General features: G+C 71.2%; 16 protein-coding genes. 7 read left to right on the top strand and 9 right to left on the bottom strand.

Annotated features, from left to right (window positions below):
- Positions 1-14: 14 nt before the first annotated feature.
- From AYL44_RS08830 to AYL44_RS08820, 3 genes are all read left to right on the top strand, one after another.
- Entirely contained in the window at positions 15-506 is a 492-nt protein-coding gene (locus AYL44_RS08830; protein WP_064002937.1) for a YajQ family cyclic di-GMP-binding protein, read from the top strand.
- A 111-nt stretch (positions 507-617) separates the two neighbouring features.
- On the top strand, positions 618-866 hold the full coding sequence (locus AYL44_RS08825; protein ID WP_064002936.1) for a hypothetical protein: 249 nt from the start codon (positions 618-620) through the stop codon (positions 864-866).
- Positions 863-1,309: a BLUF domain-containing protein gene (locus AYL44_RS08820; RefSeq protein WP_064002935.1), complete on the top strand. Its 447-nt coding sequence runs from the start codon at positions 863-865 to the stop codon at positions 1,307-1,309. Before AYL44_RS08825 ends, AYL44_RS08820 begins: the two co-directional genes overlap by 4 nt.
- Before the next feature lie 57 nt (positions 1,310-1,366).
- Here AYL44_RS08820 and AYL44_RS08815 read toward each other — a convergent pair whose 3' ends face one another.
- Positions 1,367-2,494: a Gfo/Idh/MocA family protein gene (locus AYL44_RS08815; protein WP_064002934.1), complete on the bottom strand. Its 1,128-nt coding sequence runs from the start codon at positions 2,492-2,494 to the stop codon at positions 1,367-1,369.
- Positions 2,491-3,315 (bottom strand): sugar phosphate isomerase/epimerase family protein, encoded by an 825-nt coding sequence (locus tag AYL44_RS08810; protein ID WP_064002933.1) that lies wholly within the window; start codon positions 3,313-3,315, stop codon positions 2,491-2,493. Before AYL44_RS08810 ends, AYL44_RS08815 begins: the two co-directional genes overlap by 4 nt.
- 109 nt (positions 3,316-3,424) lie before the next feature.
- Here AYL44_RS08810 and AYL44_RS08805 point away from each other — a divergent pair, with 109 nt between their 5' ends.
- Together AYL44_RS08805 and AYL44_RS08800 are read left to right on the top strand one after the other, a co-directional pair.
- Positions 3,425-4,024 (top strand): TetR/AcrR family transcriptional regulator, encoded by a 600-nt coding sequence (locus AYL44_RS08805; RefSeq protein WP_064002932.1) that lies wholly within the window; start codon positions 3,425-3,427, stop codon positions 4,022-4,024.
- Positions 4,021-5,226: a multidrug effflux MFS transporter gene (locus AYL44_RS08800; protein ID WP_064002931.1), complete on the top strand. Its 1,206-nt coding sequence runs from the start codon at positions 4,021-4,023 to the stop codon at positions 5,224-5,226. Before AYL44_RS08805 ends, AYL44_RS08800 begins: the two co-directional genes overlap by 4 nt.
- Here AYL44_RS08800 and AYL44_RS08795 read toward each other — a convergent pair.
- The 4 genes from AYL44_RS08795 to AYL44_RS08780 all read right to left on the bottom strand — a co-directional run bounded on the left by AYL44_RS08795 (position 5,168) and on the right by AYL44_RS08780 (position 9,467).
- The gene (locus AYL44_RS08795; protein WP_064002930.1) at positions 5,168-6,193 is read right to left on the bottom strand and encodes an alpha/beta hydrolase; all 1,026 of its coding nucleotides are present in this window, start codon (positions 6,191-6,193) and stop codon (positions 5,168-5,170) included. The two genes, AYL44_RS08800 and AYL44_RS08795, sit on opposite strands and share 59 nt — an antisense overlap.
- Positions 6,194-6,200: 7 nt before the next feature.
- Positions 6,201-7,574 (bottom strand): FAD-dependent oxidoreductase, encoded by a 1,374-nt coding sequence (locus AYL44_RS08790; protein WP_064002929.1) that lies wholly within the window; start codon positions 7,572-7,574, stop codon positions 6,201-6,203.
- A 61-nt stretch (positions 7,575-7,635) separates the two neighbouring features.
- On the bottom strand, positions 7,636-8,697 hold the full coding sequence (locus AYL44_RS08785; protein WP_064002928.1) for a polyprenyl synthetase family protein: 1,062 nt from the start codon (positions 8,695-8,697) through the stop codon (positions 7,636-7,638).
- Positions 8,698-8,720: 23 nt separating this feature from the next.
- Entirely contained in the window at positions 8,721-9,467 is a 747-nt protein-coding gene (locus AYL44_RS08780) for a demethylmenaquinone methyltransferase (protein ID WP_064002927.1), read from the bottom strand.
- 79 nt (positions 9,468-9,546) lie between these two features.
- On the opposite strand from AYL44_RS08780, the gene AYL44_RS08775 reads away from it, so the two are divergent.
- Positions 9,547-10,791 carry an isochorismate synthase gene (locus AYL44_RS08775; RefSeq protein WP_064002926.1) on the top strand — a complete coding sequence of 415 codons (1,245 nt, stop codon included), beginning with the start codon at positions 9,547-9,549 and terminating at the stop codon, positions 10,789-10,791.
- Positions 10,792-10,797: 6 nt separating this feature from the next.
- Here the strand turns inward: AYL44_RS08775 and AYL44_RS08770 are convergent, their stop codons facing one another.
- The 3 genes from AYL44_RS08770 to AYL44_RS08760 are packed head-to-tail and all read right to left on the bottom strand — an operon-like array spanning position 10,798 to position 12,903.
- Positions 10,798-11,442 carry a hypothetical protein gene (locus AYL44_RS08770; RefSeq protein WP_064002925.1) on the bottom strand — a complete coding sequence of 215 codons (645 nt, stop codon included), beginning with the start codon at positions 11,440-11,442 and terminating at the stop codon, positions 10,798-10,800.
- Positions 11,443-11,446: 4 nt separating this feature from the next.
- Positions 11,447-12,136, bottom strand: coding sequence for an esterase/lipase family protein (locus AYL44_RS08765; RefSeq protein WP_064002924.1), 690 nt, complete (start codon positions 12,134-12,136; stop codon positions 11,447-11,449).
- Complete coding sequence (locus tag AYL44_RS08760; protein WP_064002923.1) at positions 12,133-12,903, bottom strand: alpha/beta fold hydrolase; 771 nt, start codon at positions 12,901-12,903, stop codon at positions 12,133-12,135. Before AYL44_RS08760 ends, AYL44_RS08765 begins: the two co-directional genes overlap by 4 nt.
- 425 nt (positions 12,904-13,328) lie before the next feature.
- Between AYL44_RS08760 and AYL44_RS08755 the strand changes: the two genes are divergently transcribed.
- A partial coding sequence (locus AYL44_RS08755) for a DUF222 domain-containing protein (protein ID WP_157532609.1) occupies positions 13,329-14,138 on the top strand: 810 nt, incomplete at its 3' end.

Here is a 14,138-nt window from a genome sequence, read left to right as displayed (position 1 = left end):
GTACCCTCGAACGCATGGCCAGCGACAGCTCATTCGACATCGTCAGCAAGATCGATCGCCAGGAGGCGGACAACGCGCTCAACCAGGCGCGCAAGGAGGTCGAGCAGCGCTACGACTTCAAGGGCACCGGCGCCTCGATCGAGTGGAGCGGCGAGTCGATCCTCATCAAGGCGAACAGCGACGAGCGCGCCAAGGCGGTGCTCGACGTCTTCCAGTCGAAGCTGATCAAGCGCGGCATCTCCCTGAAGAGCCTCGACTCCGGCGATCCCCAGCCCTCGGGCAAGGAGTTCCGGATCGTGTCGACCCTCAAGGAGGGCATCTCCTCCGAGGACGCGAAGAAGATCAGCAAGATCATCCGCGACGAGGGCCCCAAGTCGGTCAAGGCCCAGATCCAGGGCGACGAGCTGCGCGTGCAGTCGAAGTCCCGCGACGACCTGCAGGAAGTGCAGCGGATGCTGAAGGCCGCCGACCTCGACGTCGACCTCCAGTTCGTCAACTACCGCTGAGCACAGCGCCCGAGCACCGGGTCGGCGCGGGCGGGTTGTCAAGCCCGCGCGAGCGTCGGAGCCCTCACCTAGCGTGGCAGGTCAGCACCACGAGCTTGTGAGGTCCCCGCTGTGCCTGAGCACCACCATCCCACCCCCGGCACGGTCTGGGCGCGCGTCGAGGACGGCTTCCACGTCGGCAGTCGCGACGGCAACTTCCTGGGGTACATCGAACGGCGGGGGGACGGCCGCTACGTCGCGTTCGACATGCGCTCCACCGCGGTCGGCACCTTCGCCGACCTCGTCTCCGCGATGCGGACGCTGTCCGCCGAGACCGTTGCCGGGACCGCCGGCATCCTGACGATCCGGGAGAACCGATGACCGACTCCCCCGCCGTCTTCTCCGTCGTGTATTCGAGCATGGCGACCGCGCCGCTCGATGACGGCGCGCTGCGCGAACTCCTCGAGCAGAGCCGTGCCTCGAACGCCGAGCGGGACGTGACGGGGATGCTGCTGTACCGGAACGGCCGCTTCATCCAGATCCTCGAGGGCCCCGAACAGGCCGTCCGCGACACGATGGCGAAGATCGAACGGGACCCCCGCCACGACCACCTCCGGGTACTCATCGACGAGTTCATCGGCGAGCGCAACTTCGCCGAGTGGACCATGGGCTTCGAACCCATCACGACCCCGGACGCCGAGGCGCCGGAAGGATTCCGTGACACGTTCGACGACCTCGAAGCGCATGGCGACCCGTCGGCCACCCTTCGGGCGGCACGCGAGCTGAGCCTCTGGTTCCGCGTCCGCGCGACCCAGCCGCGCTGACCGGACGACGACGGCCCGGACCCCCTCAAGGGTCCGGGCCGTCGTCGCGTCAGCGGCTCAGAGCGTGCGGGCGAACGGGTCGAAGTCGACCGGCACCGGCGGGACCGGTGCGACCGTGCTGTCGATCTCGAGGTACTGGCCGGTCTCGGCCGAGTCCTGCGCCGAGAGCAGCACGTCGAGCACGTGGAAGCCGAGCTCGCCGGTCGCCACGTGCGGCCGGTTCTCCGCGACGGCGCGCACCATGTCGAGCACGCCGAGGCCGCGGCCGACGACCGTGCCCTGCTGCTCGACCTCGATCCACTCCTGCTCGGTCTTCATGCCGTCGCGGAACACGCCGAGCGGCTTGACGTACGCCGTGCGCCCCTCGAAGCGGTTGGGATCGGGCAGCACGATCGAGCCCTCGGTGCCGTGGATCTCCACGACGCCGTGACGCTCGAGCGCCGAGTCGAAGCTCAGCAGGTGCGTGCCGTGCTGGCCGCCCTCGAAGGTCGAGAGGACCTGCACCGACGAGGGCACCTCGACGGGGAAGGTCTCGCCCGCGCGGGGACCGGTGTGGATGTGACGCTCCGTGCGGAACCGCGACCCGCGCGCGGCGACGCCGGCGATGGGCCCCAGCAGGCTGACGAGGGCCGAGAAGTAGTACGGACCCATGTCGAGCAGCGGGCCGGCACCCTTCGCGAACAGGAACGCGGGCTCGGGATGCCACAGGTCGGGGCCCTGCGTCTGGAACGCGGTCTGCACGAACAGCGGGGTGCCGATGACACCCTCGGCGATCGCGCGCTTCGCGGTCTGGAAACCCGGGCCGAGGATCGTGTCGGGCGCCGAACCGACGCGGACACCCGCAGCCTCGGCATCCTTCAGCAGCTGACGCGCACCCTCGCGGTCGAGGCCCAGGGGCTTCTCGGTCCAAACGTGCTTGCCGGCGGCGACCGCCTGCACCGAGACCGCGATGTGCGACTCGGGAATCGTGAGGTTGACGACGAGCTCGACCTCGGGGTTGGCGAGGACGTCCTCGAGCGTGCCCCACGATGGCACCCCGTGCTCCTCGGCCTTCGCCTTCGCGCGCTCGGGGATCAGGTCGCCGATCGCGACCACCTTCACGTCGGGGAACGACGTGAGGTTCTCGAGGTAGGTCTGGCTGATGACACCGGCACCGACGATGCCGACTCCGACGGGACCGGTCATGCGATGAACCCGCCGTTCTTCAGGAAGGCGTACGAGGCCGCGATGTCCTCGAAGACGTCGCCGGGAGCCTTGTCGTACTCGATGACGGCGAACTTGATGCCCGTCCCCGCCTGCAGCGACTCGGCGAGGGGCACGTCGCCCGTGCCGGCGCGCAGCTGCTCGAGCGAGTCGGAACCGAACGCGTCGGCGCCGGGCGCCCACGGGTTGGATGCCGGGGCGATGCCGTCCTTGACGTGCACGGCGACGAGCCGGTCGCCGAGGCTCTTCACGAGCGCCGGCACGTCCTGGCCGCCGGTGAGCGCCCAGAACAGGTCGAGCTCGATCTCGACGCGGTCGTCGGTCAGCTCGAGGAAGCGCTCGTAGGCGGTCTGACCGCCGAAGTCCGCCACGAACTCCTGCGCGTGGTTGTGGTACCCGACCGTGAGGCCGAACTCCGCGGCCTTCTCGGCGGCGCGGTTCATGCGCTCGGCGATGTCGGCGACACCCTCTTCGGTGAGCCAGCGCTCGGCGGGCACGAACGGGTCGATGACCGTCGTCATGCCGATCTTCGCGGCCGCCTCGAAGACGACCTCGGGAGCGGGGGTCGGGATCGAGCCGTCCGGGGTCCAGAGCTCGTCCGAGAGCAGGGGCGCGTGGCCGGTGGGAGAGGCGAGGCCGCTGGCGTCGAGGGCCGCGCGGATCTCGTCGGGACGCCGCACGAAGTCGAACGCCTCCACGTTGCGCAGGCCGATCGCAGCCAGCTTGTCGAGCGATCCGGACATGTCCTCGCTGAACTCTTTGGCGAGTGTGTAGAGCTGGACAGAGGCGAGTGGCAGAGCCATGGGCCTTCCTTCGTACGTCGTTGTCGGATGCCGCGGGGCGGCGTGGCCACGACGATAGCAGAAAAACCTCCAGTTGGAGGTTTTTCGTCGACGGCCCTACTCTGTCCCCATGGGTCAGGACGACGAGGGCGTGATTGGCCGCCGCGGATCGCAGCCGAAGGGCGTCGCCCGGCGGCAGGAGATCCTCGATCGCGCGATCGAGGTCTTCCGCGAGCGCGGGGCGCACGGCACGTCGCTCCGCAAGATCGCCGAGGCCATCGGCGTCTCGCACGCCGCCCTCCTGCACTACTTCGACTCGCGCGAACAGCTGCTCGTCGCCGTCTACAAGCACGCCGAGGACAGCCGCGTCGACTCCCCCGACCTCCGCCCCGGCATCGACACGATGATCGAGGCGGCGATCAAGAACGTCGAGGTGCCCGGTCTCGTCACGCTGTACTCCACCCTGCTCGCCGCCTCGCTCGAGACGGAGTCCGGAGTCGGACGCGAGTTCTTCACGGCCCGTTTCACCGGGCTCCGCGCCACGATGACCGAGAGCCTGCGGCGGCAGCAGGCCGAGGGTCTGGTGCGCGACGACGTCTCGGCCGAGCACCTCGCGTCGCTCCTCATCGCGGCATCCGACGGTCTGCAGATCCAGTGGCTGCTCGATCCGACGGTCGGGCTGGAATCGACGCTGCGCACCCTGGGTGCGCTCCTGCGCCCGCCCGTATGACCGGGCCGCACCTCACGCGCCGGCTCGTCGTCGTCCTCGGCTTTCTCTCGGCGGTCGGTCCGTTCGCGATCGACATGTACCTCGCGTCGCTGCCGCAGATCGCCCGCGAGCTCGACGCCGCACCCGCGACGGTGCAGCTGACGCTGACGGCGTTCCTCCTGGGCCTCGGTGTCGGCCAACTGCTGCTCGGACCGCTCTCGGACACGTGGGGACGCCGGCGGGTGCTCCTGCTCGCGACGAGCGCCTTCACCCTCGCGAGCATCGCCCTCGTCGCCGCGCCGACCATCGAGGTGTTCATCGCCCTGCGGCTGGTGCAGGGGCTGGCCGGCGCGGCCGGCGTCGTGATCGCCCGCGCCATCGCCGTCGACCTCAGCACAGGACGCACCGCCGTCCGGGCGCTCAGTCTGATCGCGACCGTCGGCGGCCTCGGCCCCCTCGTCGCTCCCCCGATCGGCGGACTGGTCGCCTCGTTCTCGGGGTGGCGCGGGGTGCTCACGGCCCTCGCGGTCATCGCCGTCCTGATGCTCGCGCTCGCCTGGCTCGTCGTGCCTGAGTCACTGCCCCGCGAACTCCGCCACACCGGCGGGCTGCGCGCCATGCGATCGTCGTTCGCCCACTTCGTGCGGGACCCGATCTACCTCGGCTACACCGGTGCGTACGTCGCCGGGTTCGCGGGCCTGTTCGCCTACGTCGCGGCATCCCCCTTCGTCGCCCAGGTGATCCTCGGGATGCCGCCCTTCCTCTACGGCCTCGGCTTCGCCGGGGGCGGGGTCGCGCTGCTCGTCGCGAACCTGATCAACGCGACCTACGCGCCGCGCATCGGACCGGAACGGATGCTGGTGGTCGGCGCCGCGCTCGGCGTCGCGTCCGCGTCGGTCATGACGGTCTCGGCGGCCACCGGCATCCTGTCGATCCCGCTCTTCCTCGGCTGCGCCTTCGCCACCATGGGGGCGGCGGGTCTCACGTTCGGCAACGCGAACGCGCTCGGCCTCGCCCGGGCGACGCCCCGTAATCGCGGCGCCGGCGCGGCCCTCATGGGCGCGTGCCAGTTCGCGACCGGCGCGCTCATCACCCCCGTGGTGGGTCTGTGGGGCGAGGAGACCGCGGTGCCGATGGCGTGCGTCATGCTCGTCGGCGCGCTGATCAGCCTGACGCTCGGGATCGCCTCGAACCGCGCGAGCGCCCGATCGCACTCGTCGTGAGCCACCGCTCGAGCGCACGGTAGGCCTGCTCGCGAGGGCCCGGACGCGACAGGAAGAGGTCGTGGATGCCGCCCTCGATCCGCGCGAGCGTGATGTCGCGCCCGATCCGGGTGGCGGCGCGGGCGATGTCGTCGACGACGAGCACAGAGTCGCTTCCGGTCATCTCGGCGTTCCACGCGAACGGATTCGTCGACGCGGTCGACAGCATCACGAGGGTCGGAACGCCCACGTCGATGCCCGCCGACACCCGACGGTGCCCCTCGACGATCGCGGCGAGCCAGCCCGGGTGCGTCGGGAACCCGCGCTCGGGCCGCCACTCTCGCCGGTAGCCGCGGACGGGCAGTGCGCCCACCTCGGTCTGCGCGCGGGTGTAGAAGCCGAGGTCGACGACGGGGTGCGCACCCAACGGATCGACGCGCGCCCGCATCTGCACGAGCGGCGACAGCGCCTGGCGCCCGAGGGTGCCGATCTGCAGCTCGAGCCACGGGCTGTTGAGGACGAGCCCCGCAAGGCGCCCGTGGTGCCGCGAGGCCCAGAGCGTGGCGGTGAGGCCGCCCGTCGAATGCCCCATCATCACGAGCCGGCGCCGCGACGGCGCACCCTCGAGACCATGGCCCATCGCTTCGAGGGCTGTGGCGATGTCGGCGTCGTACACCTCGAGCGACGTCACGAAGCCGGGCGTCTGTCCGGGGCGCAGGCTGCGGCCGTACTTGCGCAGATCGAGCGCGTGGAACCGCGCTCCGTGCGAGGTCCAGAACCGGGCGAGCTCGACCTGGAAGAAGTAGTCGGACCAGCCGTGGAGATAGAGGACGTCGACGTCGCGCAGCGGTCCCGTCAGCCGCGCGAGCGTCGGCGGCTCGAGGCGGACGAGCGTCGCGACGACCTCGCCCTCCTGGTCGGCGCCGAGGGGCAGCGTCAGGGACTGGAACGGACGCCCGAGGACGTCCGTCTCCCACTCGCGGCTCATCGGAGCCTCACTCCCCGCGCGAGACCCGCACCATCTCGTCGCGGTCGACGACCTTGATCCGCTCACGCTCGTGCGGTGCACCGAGGGCGACCTCGTGCTCGTCGAGCCGGTGCCAGCCGTCGAGGTCCGTCCATGCGACCTGCCGCTCGGCGAGGAGCGAGATGATCGCGTCGTCGGACGGGTCCTCGGGGGTCCACCACGAGGCCTGGTCGTTGATGAGGTGACGGATGGTCTCCATCGCGTCGGACTTCGTGTGACCGATGAGACCGACCGGGCCGCGCTTGATCCAGCCGGTCGCGTACACGCCGGGGACCCGCTCGTTCGAGCCCTTCTTCAGCACCTGACCCTCGTGGTTGGGGATGACGCCGTGGCGCTTGTCGAACGGCACGTCCGGCAGCGGCGAACCGAAGTAGCCCACGGCACGGTAAACCTGGCCGACCGGGATCTCGCGGAGCTCGCCCGTGCCCTCGACCCCGCCGGAGCCGTCGGGACGGGTGCGCTCGGTGACGATCGCCGCGACGCGGCCGTCGGCATCCTTCTTGATCTCGACGGGACGCGCCCAGAAATGCAGGTGCAGCCGGCGACTCGCCTCGCCGCCGGCGTTGTTGACGCTCGGCCGCTGGCGCCACGACTGCAGCACGCGGTCGATGACCATGACCTGCTTGTTCGAGGCGATCGCGGCCTTCGACGCCTCGTCGTAGTCGAAGTCCTCGTCGTAGACGACCATGTCGACGTCGCGCAGCTCGCCGAGCTCGCGCAACTCGAGGGGGGTGAACTTCACCTGCGCGGGACCGCGGCGGCCGAACACGTGCACGTCGGTGACGGGCGAGGCCTTCAGGCCCTCGTAGACGTTCGCGGGGATCTCGGTGGGCAGCAGGTCGTCGGCGTGCTTGGCGAGCACGCGAGCGACGTCGAGCGCGACGTTGCCGTTGCCGAGGACCGCGACGGATGCCGCATCCAGCGGCCACTCGCGCGGGAAGTCCGGGTGGCCGTCGTACCAGCTGACGAAATCCGCGGCGCCGAACGAGCCCTCGGCGTCGATGCCGGGGATGTCGAGGTCGGCGTCCTTGATCGCACCGGTCGCGAAGATGACCGCGTTGTAGTGCTTCTTCAGGTCGGCGAGGGTGATGTCGGTGCCGAAGCGGACGTTGCCGAAGATGCGGATGTCGCCGCGGTCGAGCACGTCGCGCAGGGCGTTGATGATGCCCTTGATGCGCGGGTGGTCGGGGGCGACGCCGTAGCGGACGAGACCGTAGGGCGCCGGCAGGTGGTCGAACAGGTCGATCGAGACGTCGAACTTGCGCTCGGCCTTGAGCAGGATGTCCGCCGCGTAGATGCCGGCGGGTCCTGCGCCGACGATGGCCAGCCGGAGCTTGGTCATGGGTGTCCTTTCCGAGAGCCCGCGCGCGGGCGTGACGAAGAAGCGGCGGTTCCGCCGGTGATCAGCTGGAGCGGTCGACGACGACCTGCGCGAAGCGCGTGAGCGCCTCTCGGACGAGGCCGTCCGGGAGGGGCGAGAGGGCGGCGACGGCGCGGTCCGACCACTCGTGCGCGAGGCGGCGGGTGGCCTCGGTCGCGGGGTGGTCGCGCAGCTGCGCGAGCGGGGCGTCGAGGATGACGGGGTCGGCGCCGTCGGAGATGCGGGCGACACCCTCGTCGATCGTGACCTTGAGCGCCTGCGAGGCCGGGTCTGTCGCACGGCCGAGGAGCAGGTAGGGCATCGTCGGCACGCCGGCGCGCAGGTCGGTGCCGGGGACCTTGCCGGTCTCCTCGGCGTCGGCCGACAGGTCGATGACGTCGTCGAGCAGCTGGAAGGCGACACCCACGCGCTCACCGAACTCGCGCACCGGGGCGGCGTACTCGTCGGAGGCGTCGGAGAAGACGACGCCGGTCTCGGCGGCGGCGGCGATCAGCGAACCGGTCTTGTCGCTGAGGACCTGCAGGTAGAAGTCGACCGGGTCGTCGCCCGGCTGGGCGCCCACGGTCTCGTGCATCTGACCGAGCACGAGGCGCTCGAAGGTGTCGGCCTGCAGCCGGATGGCGCGCTCGCCCACCTGGGCCATGAGCTGGCTGGCACGCGAGAAGAGCAGGTCGCCCGTGAGGATCGCGACGCTGTTGCCCCACACCGCGTGGGCGCTGGGAACACCGCGGCGACGGTCGGCCTCGTCCATGACGTCGTCGTGGTACAGCGAGCCGAGGTGGGTCATCTCGAGCGCCGTCGCGCCGGCGAGGACGTCGTCGGTGACCCCGGAGCCGAGCTGCGCCGTGAGGATCGCGAGCATCGGCCGCATCCGCTTTCCGCCCGCCTCGTAGAGGTAGCGCGAGGTGACGTCGGCGAGCGAGTCCCCGACCTTGAGCTCACCGGCGAGGCGGGCTTCGACGAGGTCGAGCCCCTCTTCGACCGTGGTGAGCAGCTTGCGCATGCGCGGGCCCACGAAGATGCGCTCGGTTACGCCGAGACGGCTCGCGATCTGCGAGCCCGGAGTACCGGGACGGGGGGTCATGCCTCCAGCGTACCCGTCGCGCCTCAGGCCCGGCCCGGGGTTGCGGGCTTGCGCGCGCGGTGCAGTGCGACGATCCCGAAGCTCAGGTCGCGCCAGGCGACCTGCTCCCACCCCGCGGCGCGGATGCGGCCGGCGAGGGTGCGCTGATCGGGCCAGTCGCGGATCGACTCGTTGAGATAGTCGTAGGCGTCCGCGTTCGAGCTGAACGCCCGCGCGACGACGGGCAGGACGCGGTCGTTGTAGAAGCGGTAGAGCCCCCGCATGAGCGCTGCCGGCGGGTGCGAGAACTCGCAGATGACGAGGCTTCCGCCGGGCTTGGTGACGCGGAGCATCTCGCGCAGGGCCTTGTCGGGGTCGTTCACGTTGCGCAGCCCGAACGAGATCGTCACGGTATCGAACTCCTCGTCGGCGAAGGGCAGGGCCGTCGCGTCCGCCTCGACGAAGGACAGGTTCGGGATGCCGCCGTGCCGCCGCTTCCCCTCGGCGATCATCCCCGCCGAGAAGTCGCCCGCGACGACCTCGGCACCCGAGCGGGCGAGCGAGACCGAGCTGGCGCCGGTGCCGGCGGCGAGGTCGAGGATCCGCTGGCCGCGACGCGGGGCGATGGCGCGGGTCGTCGCGATGCGCCACAGCTTGTCGTTGCCGAGGCTGAGGATCGTGTTGGTGCGGTCGTAGCCGGCCGCGACCTCGTCGAACATGCCGCTGACGCGCGCGGGATCCTTGCCGAGGTCCGCGCGGGTGGACGGGGTGCGGGAGGGCTGTTCGGTCACGTGTCGAGCCTAATCGGGGCGGGATGCCGAGGGGCTGCGCGCGAGGCTCGGGTGGGTGCGGCCGGATTAGGCTGAGATCGTGACTTCGACTGCGCTCGGCGCTCCCCGGCTGCGCGCCGTCACCCGCCGCATCGAGCCGGTCGACGACCCCCTCTCGTACGCCGCGCCCGACGATCCGACGGTCTGGTCGCGTCGCGGCGACATGCTCGTCGGCTGGGGCCGCGCCGCGGAACTCCCGGCGGGTGCATCGGCGGTCGCCTGGTGGCGCGCCGTGTCCGCCGCCGCGGAGGTCGACGACAAGGTGCGGATGCCGGGGTCCGGCCTCGTCGCGTTCGGCGCGCTGCCGTTCGACCCGGCCCACAGTGCGGCGACGCCGACGCTGACGGTGCCGAAGATGATCATCGGCCGCCGCGGCGACACGAGCTGGGTCACCCACGTCTTCACCGACGGCGAACCCGAGCGCCCCGAGCCCCAGTCCATCCCCTTCGGACCGCACTGGTCGGCGATCGTCGGACCGGGGGCCTGCACCCCCGACGGCTACCAGGCGGAGGTGCGCGCGGGGCTCGAGGCGATCGCGACCGGCGAAGTCGCGAAGGTCGTTCTCGCCCGCGACCTGGTCGGGTCGGTGCCCGCCGGGTCGGACCTGCGCCGGCTGGTCCGCGCCCTCGCCTCGGCCTACCCCGACACGTGGACCTTCGCCGTCGACGGCGCGATCGGGGCGAGCCCCGAGACCCTCGTCACCGTCTCGGGCGGCACCGTGACCGCCCGCGTGCTGGCGGGGACCGCCGCGCGCGGGGCCGACGCCGACGCCGACACCGCGGCATCCGTCGCCCTCGCCACCAGTGCGAAGGACCTCGACGAGCACCGGTACGCCGTGCAGAGCGTGCTGACCGCGCTGCGCGAGCACACGACCGCGCTGGTGGCCGAGCCCGAGCCGTTCATGCTGAAACTGCCGAACGTGTGGCACCTCGCGACGGATGTCGAGGGCACGCTCTCGGGCTACGCGTCGGCGCTCGATCTCGTCGAGGTGCTGCACCCGACGGCGGCGGTCGCCGGAACTCCGACGCAGGCGGCGCTCGAGGTGATCCGTCGGGTCGAGCCGTTCGACCGCGGGCGCTACGCCGGGCCGGTCGGGTGGATCGACGCGAACGGCGACGGCGAATGGGCCATCGCGCTGCGGTGCGCGCAGTTCGACGTGCACGGCGAGGGCGACATCGCGCTCATCGCCCACGCCGGCGCCGGCATCGTCGCCGGGAGCGACCCCGAGACCGAGATGCTCGAGACCCGGGTGAAGTTTCGCCCGATCGTCGACGCGCTCGCCTGAGGGCGGTCAGACGTCCGCGAGGAACGTCTCGACGGTCGCGGCGAAGTCGGAGTGGTCCTGGGGCCGGTGACCATGGCCCGTCAGGGTCCGGCGATGCGCACCGTGTTGCTCGAGCACCTCGGCGATCGCGTCGTACTCGGCGTTCCACCCGCCCGTGACGACGAGGGTCGGGATGCCGCGCAGCATCGCGGCGTCCACGCCGAACCCCCACGGGGGTCGCCTCGCCGCGAAGCGTGCGACCCCGGCACGCTCGGATTCCCAGCGCGCCGGGTCGGCGGCGCCGCCGAACATGAGCGGTCGCACGATGGACCAGTAGCCGAAGAGGTCACTGGTGTCGGCGAAGGCTTTCGCGCGAGTGATCTCGGCGATGTGGGCCTCGATCGCGGGGTGTCCGCGAGCGATGTCGTAGAGCGCGGGCTCGACGAGGACGAGAGCTCGGGGCGACAGCCGGGCTGCGGCGAGCGCGACGGGGACGGCGGCGGCGGAATGGGCGAACACAGTCACGCCTCGCGGTGCGGCATCCATCGGCGCGGCGGAGAGCGAGTCGAGCGGGAGGGTGAGGTCGAGCGGGAGGTACTGCGCATCGCCAGGCCCCGACGAGGGCCAGGCGGATGCGCCGTCGCGGTCGGCGCTGTGGACGTACAGTCGCATCCGATCAGGGTACGACTGGGGCGTCCTCGGAGAGACCGATCAGCTCCGCGATGACGCGCGGGTGGGCGAGCACCCGGAAGTGGCCGCCCGTGTCGAGGCGCACGTTCTTGGCGGCGCCAGGCAGTTCGCTGCCCTCGGGGATGTGCGGATCGAACTGCCCGTACACCGACACGATGCGCGCGTTGACCTCGTGCTCTCGCGACAGGGCGACGATCGTGGCGCTGCGCGGGGAGAAGATCCGCAGAGACGGAAGGACCATGAGTCGGCCGTAACGTGATCCGCCGAACGGGGTGGCCACGGCGAGCATTGCGCGCACCCGGCCGGTGGGCGCGTCGATGACCATGGCGCGTTTGCCGACCAGTCCGCCCTTGCTGTGCGCGAGCAGCACGCAGCCGCGCAGGTCGTGCTCGGCGAGGTAGTCGACGACCCGGGCGGCGGCGGCGTCGACGGGTCGCCGGTTGCGGCGGAGCACCGGCAGGACGTGCACGGGATGCCCGCGGTCGTGCATCGCGCGGATGAGCGGCGTCATGAACCGCCACGTCTCGTACACGCCGGGGAGGATGACGATGGGCGTGAGCTCACCCGCCAGGAACTGCCGCGAATCGGTGCGCGTCAGGGTCGCGGCGACCTGCCAGCGCAGCGCGTAGAGGTGGTCGCACGCCCACCACGCCGCGTTCCGGACGAGGGAGGTCATCGCGCCTCCTGCCGTGTGCGGAACGCGACGATCGCCTCGGCGACGCGTCGCGGGGCGCTGTGCTGGACGACGTGTCCGCTGCCGGGGATCTCCGACGTCTCGGCATCCGCGGCACCGGCGGAGAGCCGTCGACACCACGCCGCCCCCGCGATGGGGTCGCGCGCACCGCGGATCACGAGCAGAGGGCGTGCGAGCGCTCGCACCCGGTCCTCGGTGCGGTAGGCGAGCATGTGGCGCAGTTGCCGCAGGTACCAGGGGATGCCGCACCTCACGTAGTCGCTGAGGACGAGCCAGTTCGCGAGCGGCGGCTCGCGGAAGACGTCGAGCGCCAGCGCGAGTGCCTGGGCTGTGGGTGTGCGGTGCCGGTCGTCGGCGACGGGACCCATCGCGACGACGTGCGTGATCAGATCGGGACGCTGCGCGGCGAGTTCGATCACCCACTGGCTGCCCATCGAGTGGCCGACCGCGACCACCGGCGGGAGGTCGAGGTGCGCGAGGAGGCGGGCGATCGCGGCGGCCATCGCCGGGACGTCGAGCTCCCGCGGGGGCTGAGGGAGCCCCCCGAAACCGGGCAGATCGATCGAGACGACGGCATGGTCGTGCGCCAGCTCGGCGTGGAGGCGGCGCAGATAGCGGTGCGACATGCCGATGCCGTGCACCAGGAGGTAGGTGTGCGCCGCGTCGGCGCGCGGCGAGAGGACGACGCGGAAGGTGTTGCCGCCGACCGTGACCTCCTGGATCGACGGCCCGTCTGGACGTGCCCTCACGCGATGCCTTTCGTCGCCGGAGAGGCTCACGGTAGCCGGGTGCGGGAGGTGTGGCGCGGGGGTTGACCTGGCGGGTTGGGGTTGGGGTTGGGTGTGGTGGGGTGCGGGGTGCGGACTCGGAGGACGGCGCGGATTCGGAGGAGGTGGCGGCATCCGGTCCGAACACGGTGACGATGTCCGAATCCGGCGCGGTGATGGTGTGCGCTGAAGGGTGGATGCCGGGGCTGCGGCGCTGGACGGTTCGGGATGCGGCCGGTGCGCGGCCTCTCATGCGGGGCTGCGCCGGTACGGAGGGTGCGGGGGGGGGCATGCCGCCGATCGAACCGCAAAGAATGAGAGGACTCTCATTTTAGGGGTGTGCACAACGTGAGTTCTGGGCCCGTTTTGGCGGGGTCGATGTCGGAGGTCAGTGGCAGAGTGCAGGTATGACGGATGCGGCGGAAACCCCCGGTGGCGAGGACTATCTTGCCATCCTTGCGGGCGTCGTCGCGGACGCGGGTGATGTCGCCGTCGAGCTTGCGAAGGCGCAGGTCCGTGAGCTGCGGATGCTGGCCGCAGCCGGCCGTCTGGCGGAGGCGCAGACCGCGCAACGCAACGCGCGGGTCCAGGTCCACGACATGGCCCTGCGGTCGATCGCCGCGGAAGTCGGTGGGGTCATGCGGGTCACCGACCGGACCGTGCAACGCCGAATCGGTGAGGCGCGGACTCTGGTCGAAGGGTTCCCCGCGACGGTCGAAGCGTGGGAGCAAGGCCGGATCGTCCGCGGGCATGCGATCGCGATCGTCGAGACCGGGACGAGCCTGCCGGCCGAGCTGTGGACCGAGTTCGAGCAGGTCGCGATCAGCCGGTGCGAACGGGACACTCCGAACCGTGTGCGAGGCGCGCTCGAGATCCTCGCCCATCGGATGCATCCTCGCTCTTTCGCCGAGCGGCATGAGGAAGCCGCCGCTGGGCGGTGCGTGCGGATCGTGCCGGGACAGAACGGGATGAGCGACGTGATCGCAACCGTCCCGACGGTGATCGCCGAAGGGATTCACGACCGACTCACGCAGCAGGCGCGGGCGATCATCGACACCCGCGACGAACGGACTGCCGCGCGCGGCGGGGCGGGTGTCGCGTTCGGGGAAGCCGCCGCGACGCACAGCGACAACGACAACGACAACGACAACGACAACGACAGCGAAGATGCCGCCGCCATCGTCGCCACCGACCAGCGCTCCATCGACCAGGTCCGA

Origin of the sequence: Microbacterium oleivorans (assembly GCF_001644225.1) — a bacterium.
Taxonomy (GTDB): Bacteria; Actinomycetota; Actinomycetes; order Actinomycetales; family Microbacteriaceae; genus Microbacterium; species Microbacterium gawkjiense.
This window is presented reverse-complemented; position numbering and strand designations above follow the sequence as displayed.